The organism is Herbaspirillum sp. LeCh32-8 (assembly GCF_017814915.1).
Classification (GTDB): Bacteria; Pseudomonadota; Gammaproteobacteria; order Burkholderiales; family Burkholderiaceae_D; genus Herbaspirillum.
In genome coordinates this window covers 426,969-435,458 of sequence record NZ_JAGIPZ010000001.1, presented here as the reverse complement: position 1 = coordinate 435,458, position 8,490 = coordinate 426,969, and the positions used below count along the sequence as shown (strand labels likewise).

At 64.1% G+C, this 8,490-nt stretch carries 8 protein-coding genes and 3 tRNA genes; all 11 read right to left on the bottom strand.

Annotated features, from left to right (window positions below; genetic code table 11):
* Window position 1 precedes the first annotated feature (1 nt).
* A tRNA-Gly gene (locus J8I26_RS02050) sits at window positions 2-77 on the bottom strand.
* Window positions 78-88: 11 nt separating this feature from the next.
* Window positions 89-162, bottom strand: a tRNA-Cys gene (locus J8I26_RS02045).
* Between the two features lie 165 nt (window positions 163-327).
* A tRNA-Gly gene (locus J8I26_RS02040) sits at window positions 328-403 on the bottom strand.
* Window positions 404-454: 51 nt separating this feature from the next.
* A complete protein-coding gene (gene pgsA / locus J8I26_RS02035) occupies window positions 455-1,036 on the bottom strand; it encodes a CDP-diacylglycerol--glycerol-3-phosphate 3-phosphatidyltransferase (protein WP_209603574.1) in 582 nt (193 codons plus the stop codon).
* 110 nt (window positions 1,037-1,146) lie between these two features.
* On the bottom strand, window positions 1,147-3,012 hold the full coding sequence (gene uvrC / locus J8I26_RS02030; RefSeq protein WP_209603572.1) for an excinuclease ABC subunit UvrC: 1,866 nt from the start codon (window positions 3,010-3,012) through the stop codon (window positions 1,147-1,149).
* 27 nt (window positions 3,013-3,039) lie between these two features.
* Window positions 3,040-4,068: a beta-N-acetylhexosaminidase gene (gene nagZ / locus J8I26_RS02025; protein ID WP_209603570.1), complete on the bottom strand. Its 1,029-nt coding sequence runs from the start codon at window positions 4,066-4,068 to the stop codon at window positions 3,040-3,042.
* Window positions 4,065-4,457 (bottom strand): holo-ACP synthase, encoded by a 393-nt coding sequence (gene acpS, locus J8I26_RS02020; RefSeq protein WP_209603568.1) that lies wholly within the window; start codon window positions 4,455-4,457, stop codon window positions 4,065-4,067. Before acpS ends, nagZ begins: the two co-directional genes overlap by 4 nt.
* A 9-nt stretch (window positions 4,458-4,466) precedes the next feature.
* Window positions 4,467-5,237: a pyridoxine 5'-phosphate synthase gene (pdxJ, locus tag J8I26_RS02015; RefSeq protein WP_209603566.1), complete on the bottom strand. Its 771-nt coding sequence runs from the start codon at window positions 5,235-5,237 to the stop codon at window positions 4,467-4,469.
* A gap of 129 nt (window positions 5,238-5,366) precedes the next feature.
* Entirely contained in the window at window positions 5,367-6,215 is an 849-nt protein-coding gene (recO, locus tag J8I26_RS02010; protein WP_209603564.1) for a DNA repair protein RecO, read from the bottom strand.
* A 91-nt stretch (window positions 6,216-6,306) separates the two neighbouring features.
* Entirely contained in the window at window positions 6,307-7,236 is a 930-nt protein-coding gene (gene era, locus J8I26_RS02005) for a GTPase Era (protein ID WP_209603562.1), read from the bottom strand.
* Window positions 7,233-8,393 carry a ribonuclease III gene (gene rnc / locus J8I26_RS02000; RefSeq protein WP_209603560.1) on the bottom strand — a complete coding sequence of 387 codons (1,161 nt, stop codon included), beginning with the start codon at window positions 8,391-8,393 and terminating at the stop codon, window positions 7,233-7,235. Before rnc ends, era begins: the two co-directional genes overlap by 4 nt.
* Window positions 8,394-8,490: the final 97 nt, after the last annotated feature.

Below are 8,490 nucleotides of genomic sequence, written 5' to 3'. Positions count from 1 at the left end.
CTGGAGCGGGAGAAGAGTCTCGAACTCTCGACCTATACCTTGGCAAGGTATCGCTCTACCAACTGAGCTACTCCCGCATGGAGTGTTTTGGAGGCGGGGGTCGGGATCGAACCGGCGTAGACGGCTTTGCAGGCCGCTGCATAACCACTTTGCTACCCCGCCTTGGGGACACGCATACTACCTAAAACGCGTGTTGTTTGCAAACATCTTTTTAGCAAACATTTTTGCGTTGATCCAACCTGGGTTGCACCACACATCGTTGACGTGCACGCGCCTCATACAATAAAAAAAGGAAGCTTTGTTAGGCTTCCTTTTTTCCAAGTAACCTGGAGCGGGAGAAGAGTCTCGAACTCTCGACCTATACCTTGGCAAGGTATCGCTCTACCAACTGAGCTACTCCCGCATCGACAACAGAACGCTATTATAGGGCACCGTTGGAAATTGTCAACATCATTTATGATTTTTCCTGCACGTTTTTTATCAGCGGCATCGCACGGCGCAGGTAGTACAGCATGGACCACACCGTCAGCACCGCGGCGATGAACAGCAGGATCGCGCCCCACAGCCGGGTATCGATGACGCCCAGCAGCGTGTCGTAGTACAGCAGCATGGGGATGGCGATCATCTGCGCCGTGGTCTTGATCTTGCCCAGCGAGCTCACCGCCACCGACTTGGAAGCGCCGATCTGCGCCATCCACTCGCGCAGCGCCGAGATCGCGATCTCGCGCCCGATGATGATGAAGGCGATGACCGGATGCACACGGCCCAAGTGCACCAGCACCAGCAAGGCGCCGGTGACCATCAGCTTGTCCGCGACCGGATCGAGGAAGGCGCCGAAGGCCGAGGTCTGGTTCCAGCGGCGCGCGAGGAAACCGTCAAACCAGTCGGTCGCGGCGGCGACGATGAAGATGATGGTGGAGGCTACGCCTTGCTCGAAACGGTTCAGGCCGATCTCGGGAAGATAGAACACGCCGACCACCAGCGGGATCAGCGCAACCCGCAGCCAGGTCAGCAGAATGGGAAAGTTGAGAGGCATACGTCTTGTTAGGTTGAAGCGGCGTACACAAAAAAATTTTAACGAATAGTAGCAGAGTCACTCAGCCACGGCTCGTCTAAGCGACACGGCCAACGTGGCCCGCAGCCTGCTCAGTGCAGCTGGCGGTAGATTTCCTCGGCCAGCAGGCGCGAAATGCCGTCCACCGACGCCAGTTCATCCACGCTGGCGTCGGCCACCCCGCGCAAGCCGCCAAAGCGCGCCAGCAGCCGCTGGCGGCGCTTGGCGCCGATGCCTTCGATCTCTTCCAGGCGGGAGGTCTGGCGCGCCTTGGCGCGCTTGGCGCGCATGCCGGTGATGGCGAAGCGGTGTGCCTCGTCGCGGATCTGCGCAATCAACATGAGCGCCGCCGATTCCTTGCCCAGCTCGCGCGGCGCGCGGCCGTCCGCGAACACCAGGGTTTCCAGGCCGACCTTGCGCCCTTCCCCCTTGGCCACGCCGACGATCAGGCTGATGTCCAGGCCCAGCTCGGTCAGCACCTGGCGCGCCATTTCAACCTGCCCCTTGCCGCCGTCGATCAGCACGATGTCAGGCATTACGCCCTCGCCGTTGGCGACCTTCTCATAGCGGCGCGTGAGCACCTGGCGCATGGCGGCGTAGTCGTCGCCCGGCGTGATGTCGTTGATGTTGTAACGGCGGTATTCGCCGTTCTGCATAGCGTGGTGATGGAACACCACGCACGAGGCCTGGGTCGCTTCGCCCTGTGTGTGGCTGATGTCGAAGCATTCGGCGCGCAGGTTTTCCAGGTCGTCCGACTCCAGCTCCAGCACCTCGGCCAGTGCGCGCGTGCGCGCCTGCTGCGAACCCTGCTCCGACAGCAGCCGCGCCAGCGACAGCTCGGCGCCCTTGGCCGCCATTTCCAGCCACTGGCGGCGCTGGCCCTGCGGCTGGAACGTCAGCGCGATGCGGTGCCCGCACTGCTCCATCAGCGCTACCATCAGCGCCGGATCGTCGAACTCGACGCTGACGATGAGCGAACCGGGAATGAATTTGTCGATGTAGTGCTGCGCCAGAAAAGCCTTCAGCACTTCGACCTCGATGCTGTCCTCGGCGGTGTCCTGCGCATCATCCACATGCGTGGGGAAATACGCGCGGTCGCCCAGATGGCGGCCGCCGCGCACCATCGCCAGGTTGACGCAGGCGCGCCCACCCTGCACCACCACGGCGATGATGTCGATGTCGGCGTCGCTCACCGTCTCCATGCTCTGCTGGTGCAGCACCGACGACAGCGAGCCGATCTGGTCGCGCACAGCCGCCGCCTGCTCGAACTTGAGGTCGGCCGCGAAGGCGTGCATCTTCTGCTCCAGCGCCTGCATCACCTCGGTCTGGCGGCCGCGCAGGAATTTGGAGGCGTTCTCGACATCGATCGCGTAATCCTCGGCGCTGACCAGCTTCACGCAAGGCCCGCTGCAGCGGTGGATCTGGTGCAGCAGGCAGGGTCGCGTACGATTGGTATAGACCGTGTCTTCGCAGGTGCGCAACTGGAATACCTTCTGCAGGATCTGGATCGACTCCTTCACCGCGCCGGCATTGGGAAACGGGCCGAAATACTGGTTGCGCTTGTCAACCGCGCCGCGGTAATAGGCCATGCGCGGGAAGGCGTGGCCGGTGATCTTCAGGTAGGGATAGGACTTGTCGTCGCGAAACAGGATGTTGAAGCGCGGACGCAGCGTCTTGATCAGGTTGTTTTCCAGCAGCAGCGCCTCGGCCTCGCTGCGCGTGACGGTGGTCTCCAGGCGCGCGATGCGCTCCACCATCATGGCGATGCGCGGGCTGGTCAGCGTCTTCTGGAAATAGCTGGAAACGCGCTTCTTCAGGTCGCGCGCCTTGCCGACGTAGAGCACGTTGTCTTCACTGTCGAAGTAGCGATAGACGCCAGGCAAGTGCGGCAGCCGCGCCACCGTCTCCAGCACGAGTTCGCGCGGATCGGGCAATTGCGTATCGGTCGGTTCGGACATGGCGGCGGCTAAAAAACGGATGGGGTCTTACAGCGACAGCACCAGCTCGCGTGCGGCGAGATAGCGCTCATCGCGCTGCAGCGCCTCCCAGTCCAAGGCAGGCGACGCCGGCACCAGCGCCGCGCGGCGCGCGGCCGAGGCGGCATCGGTGCCGCCTTCGAGGCCGGCCAGGATCTGGTCGGCCTTGTCGGGCGAATTACAGATCAGCGCCACGTCGCAGCCGGCGTCGAGTGCGGCCTGTGCCGCATCCAGCGCGCCGCCGGCCACGCTGGCGCCGTGCATGCTCAAGTCGTCGCTGAAGATCACGCCCTGGAAGGCGAAGCGCTTGCGCAGCATGGTCAGCCACTTCTTCGAGAAGCCGGCGGGTTTCTTGTCGACCTTGGGATAGATCACGTGGGCCGGCATCACCGCCGCCAAGCTCATGCCGAGCCAGTCGTAGGGGGTGGCGTCCTCGCCGAGAATAGCGTCGAGCTCGCGCTCATCGACCGGAATGGCGACGTGCGAGTCGGCCGCCACGAAACCATGACCGGGGAAATGCTTGCCGCAGTTGGCCATGCCAGCCAGCGCCAGGCCATGGTTCAGGCTCTTGGCCAGCAGCGTCACCACACGCGGATCGCGGTGGAAGGCGCGGTCGCCGATCACTGTCGATTCACCATAGTCCAGATCCAGCACCGGCGTGAACGACAGATCGACGCCGCAGGCGCGCAGCTCGGCCGCCAGCACGAATCCGGTCGCAGTGGCCAGCTTGGTGGCCTGCAATACATCCTGGTCCCACAACTGGCCCAGCTTGCCCATCGCCGGCAAGCGGGTGAAGCCGTCGGTGCGGAAGCGCTGCACGCGACCGCCTTCATGGTCGACCGCGATCAGCACGCCAGGACGCGCGCGACGGATGCCTGCGGTCAGCTCGGTCAATTGGGCGCGGTTTTCGTAATTGCGGGCGAACAGGATTACGCCGCCGGTCAGCGGATGGGCGATGCGGGCGATATCGGCGGCGTCCAGGCGGGTGCCGACCACGTCCAGCATGACCGGACCCAGCGGCCTCACGACTTCATTCATTTCTTCTCCACGATGACAAATGCGACGGCGTATTCAGCCTCGTCGGTGATGGTGACCTGGGCGGTGAGCCCCTGCTCTTCCATCCAGGTTTTCAGGCTGCCGCTGCACACCACCACGGGCTTGCCGCTGGGGTCGTTCAGCACCTGCATGGCGCGCCAGGTCATGGGCATGCGCATGCCCATGCCGATGGCTTTGGAGAACGCCTCCTTGGCGGCGAAGCGGGTGGCCAGGAAACGCACGCCGCGCGCCTCGACCTTGGCCTTGCGGCGCAGGTATTTCTGCATTTCCTCAGGGCCCAGGATCTTGCCGGCGAAGCGGTCGCCGTGGCGTCCCAGCGCATCCACCACGCGCGGGATTTTGAGGATGTCGGTGCCGATGCCGTAGATCATGCGCGCGCCTCAGGCCTTGCCGATGGCGGCCAGGCGCGCCTTGACCATGATCGCCTTCATCTCCGAGACGGCGTTGCGCCAGCCGGCGAATACCGCGTGCGCCACCACCGCGTGGCCGATGTTGAGCTCGGCAATCTGCGGGATGGCGGCGATCGCCTGCACGTTGGTGTAATGCAGGCCGTGACCGGCGTTGACCTTCAGACCCAGCTTGACGCCTTCCAGCACGCTGGACTGGATGCGCTCGAGTTCTTCCTGCTGCTCGGCAGCGCTGGTGGCGTCGGCGTAACGACCGGTATGCAGCTCGATGACGGGCGCGCCGGCTTCGGCCGCGGCCCGGATCTGCTGCGCGTCGGGGTCGATGAACAGCGAGACGCGGATATTTTCCTGCTGCAGCTGGCGGATCGCCGCCTGCACGTCGGCGAAGTGGCCTGCCACGTCCAGACCGCCCTCGGTGGTCACCTCGGTGCGCTTTTCCGGCACCAGGCAGACGTCCTGCGGCTTGATGACGCAGGCGAAATCCAGCATCTCGCGCGTGACCGCAGCTTCCAGGTTCATGCGCGTGCGCAGCAACGGGCGGATCGCCTGGACATCGGCGTCGCGGATGTGGCGGCGGTCTTCGCGCAGGTGCAGCGTGATGACGTCGGCGCCGGCCTCTTCGGCTTCCAGCGCCGCCTTGATCGGGTCGGGATAACTGGTGCCACGAGCGTTGCGCAGCGTGGCGACGTGGTCGATGTTGATGCCCAGTTCAATCGTGGGGCCGGCGGGCTGCAGGAAACTCATGGCGACAGGAATCTTGTTGTTGGGTTCGTCGGAAAAGCCGCGGCGGACGCGGCGGGAAGCGGAACAGCGGGAGTTCTTTGTCTATATCGGGACGACCAGGCGTATTTCCAGCCGGCCGTCGCCGACGGATCAAAGCTGCATCAGGTCGATCAGGATCTGACGCGTGTTGAGTTGGGCGCCGCCGAGATGGTGGGCCAGCAGGTAGCGCATCAGGAATTTGCTCTGCAGCTGGGTGGTCGGATCGCTGTAGTCCTCGCGCTCCATGTCCAGCAGGGTCTTGCCGGAGACTTTGGGCGCGCGATCGGACAACCGCTCGGGCCGCGTGCCGACTTCGGGATCAACCACGTAGATGCCGTCGCCCTGAACCGTCTTGCCGCTGACGGTGCAATGGCTCCAGTTGCCGGCCACGCCGGTCTGCTTCAGCAGGATGCGTTCGAACTGGCGCAGCACGATGGGCGCGTTCTCGCCGTGAGCCAGCTTGTTGAGGGTGGCCACGTAGTTGTCGAACAGCGCCGGGTGCGCGTCTTCCCGGGCCAGCAGCTTGACCAGCAATTCGTTCAGGTAGAAACCGCACAGCAAGGCCGAGTTCTCCAGCGGCAGCAGGCCGCCGACCCATTCGGCGCCGGTCAGGGTGCGCACTTCGGAGCGGCCGCTCCAGGACAGCGACAGCGGCTGGAACGTCTGCAGCGCGCCCCGCAGCGCCGAATGCGGACGCTTGGCACCCTTGGCCACCAATGCCACGCGGCCGTAGTCGCGCGAGAGCACGTCGACGATCAGGCTGGTTTCCTTGTAGGGGTAGCTGTGCAGGATGAAGCCAGGCTGCGCCAGGACCTTGTGCTCCTTTTCCGGCACGGCGCGGCTGCGCGCACGCGTGGGCTTCTTGGCCTCGCTGCGGGCCGGCGCAACCGGGGCCTCGGTCCGGAGGTCAGCCCGAACCTGGCCTTGGGCCAGTTGGGATTCGGAAAGCACGGTAGTCATCGTTGTCCGTCCTCAATGCGTTGTGCCGCGTCGCAGCTGCGCGCGGCGAATGCCATCGAATATGCTGCGGGATCAATCGCGCCCGGCCGGCTCATTCGTAGCCGTAAGCGCGCAGGCCGGCTTCGTTGTCGGCCCAGCCGGATTTGACCTTGACCCAGATCTCCAGATAGACCGGGCCGCCGAACAGGCGCTCCATGTCCAGCCGCGCCTGGGTTGAGATTTCCTTCAGGCGCGCGCCCTTCTGTCCGATCACCATGGCCTTGTGGGTGTCGCGCTCAACCAGGATGGCGGCGAACACACGGCGCAGGTTGCCCTCCTGCTCGAACTTCTCGATCAGCACCGTGCTGGTGTAAGGCAGCTCCTCGCCAACGAAGCGGAAGACTTTTTCGCGGACGATCTCGGAGGCGAGGAATTTCTCACTGCGGTCGGTGATGTCGTCCTCGTCGAACATCGGCGGGTTGTTCGGCAACAGCTTGCGCACCTCCTCCTGCAAGGCATCCAGCTGGAAGCGCTGCTTGGCCGACACCGGCACCACGGCCGCGAAGTTGTGATGCGAGGCGACCTCCTGCGCAAACGGCATCAGCGTGGTCTTGTCCTTGTTGCGGTCGGCCTTGTTCATCACGAGGATGCACGGCACGTTGGGCGGCAACAGCTCCAGCACCTGCTTGTCGGCCGGGCCGAACGTGCCGGCCTCGATGACGAACAGGATCACATCAGCCGCCGTCAGCGTGGTGGTGACGGTGCGGTTGAGCGTCTTGTTGAGCGCGTTGCTGTGGCGGGTCTGGAAACCGGGCGTATCGACGTAGACGTATTGCGTGCTGCCGATGGTCTGAATGCCGGTAATGCGGTGGCGCGTGGTCTGCGCCTTGCGCGAGGTGATGCTGACCTTGGCGCCGACCAGCACGTTCATCAATGTCGACTTCCCGACATTGGGACGGCCCACGATGGCGATGTAGCCGCAGCGATAGTCATCGCCCGGCGCCTGTGCCGGCTGCGCGCCGGCGATTGGGGAATCTGTCATGCTGTTCTGGATTGCGAGGCGACTGCCGTCGCCGATATGGGTTCTGCCGCGACCGCGTCGCCGCGCTCGCTACCGCTCTTGCCCTCATTGCGGGATGCCGCCGGGGTACGTGCCGAGCCTTGGGCGTCCTTCTGCTCCTTGGGCTCTTTCACGGTCTTGTCTTGCTTGTCCTGCTTGTCCTGCTTGTCTTGTTTGTCCTGCTTTTCCACCTTGCCCTCCGCCTTGGCTTCGGACTTTTCCAGGCGTTCGGCCTTGTCGACCAGGTCGTGCTTCTCGCGCGCTTCCGACTTGTCGGATTTGTCGGATTTGTCGCCCTTCTCCGCCTTGATCGACTTCACGTTGCCGCCGCGCTCGCCTGCATCGGGGCGATTGCCCTTGCCCAGCACTTCCTGCTCCGGCGCATCCGGCTGGATGGTCGCGATGCCGGCCAGCTTTAGCTGGGTGGTGCGCGCACGCGGCTTGCGCCCGGCCGACGGCGTCTTCGCCAGCGCCAGCTGCACCGCTTCCAGCGCCAGCTTGGCTGCGGCCTGCTCGCCCGCGCGACGGCTGCCGCCGGTGCCGAACACCTGGATGTCCAGCTTGGGCACCAGGCATTCGATCTCGAACTCCTGGTTGTGGGCCGCGCCATGGGTGGCGATCACGTTGTATTGCGGCAGCGGGATCTTCTTCCCCTGCAGGAATTCCTGCAGCAGGGTCTTGGCGTCCTTGCCCAGGGTCTTTGGATCGACATGCTCCAGCACCGGGATATACAGCGAGCGGATCACGCCGCATGCGGCGTCAAAACCGGAGTCCAGGAAGATGGCGCCGAACAGCGCCTCCAGCGTGTCTGCCAGGATCGAGGGACGACGAAAACCGCCCGACTTGAGTTCGCCCTCGCCCAGGCGCAGGAACTGCGAGAGCTCCAGCCGCTGGGCGATTTCGTAGAGGGATTGCTGCTTGACCAGGTTGGCCCGCAGGCGCGAGAGGTCGCCTTCGTCGATCTTGTCGTAGCGTTCGAACAGCAGGGATGCCACCACGCAGTTCAGCACCGAATCGCCGAGGAATTCCAGCCGCTCGTTATGCAAGGCGCTATGGCTACGGTGCGTCAAGGCCTGCTGCAGCAAAGAAGCGTCCTTGAAGTTGTGGCCTAGCCGATGTTGCAAGAGTTGAGGATCCATTTTTTCATCCGTCATTCATCAGGTCGCCGCCCGGCGCGCGATGCGCGCATGTCCGGGAAACGGCCGTCCTGATCAGTCAGCGGGATCGGTTCAAAGC

Bases quoted from the DNA above. Each gene is read 5' to 3' on its own strand.
- pgsA (WP_209603574.1), bottom strand. From the start codon at position 1,036: ATGCCTCTCAACTTTCCCATTCTGCTGACCTGGCTGCGGGTTGCGCTG.
- uvrC (WP_209603572.1), bottom strand. From the start codon at position 3,012: ATGTCCGAACCGACCGATACGCAATTGCCCGATCCGCGCGAACTCGTG.
- nagZ (WP_209603570.1), bottom strand. From the start codon at position 4,068: ATGAATGAAGTCGTGAGGCCGCTGGGTCCGGTCATGCTGGACGTGGTC.
- acpS (WP_209603568.1), bottom strand. From the start codon at position 4,457: ATGATCTACGGCATCGGCACCGACATCCTCAAAATCCCGCGCGTGGTG.
- pdxJ (WP_209603566.1), bottom strand. From the start codon at position 5,237: ATGAGTTTCCTGCAGCCCGCCGGCCCCACGATTGAACTGGGCATCAAC.
- recO (WP_209603564.1), bottom strand. From the start codon at position 6,215: ATGACTACCGTGCTTTCCGAATCCCAACTGGCCCAAGGCCAGGTTCGG.
- era (WP_209603562.1), bottom strand. From the start codon at position 7,236: ATGACAGATTCCCCAATCGCCGGCGCGCAGCCGGCACAGGCGCCGGGC.
- rnc (WP_209603560.1), bottom strand. From the start codon at position 8,393: ATGGATCCTCAACTCTTGCAACATCGGCTAGGCCACAACTTCAAGGAC.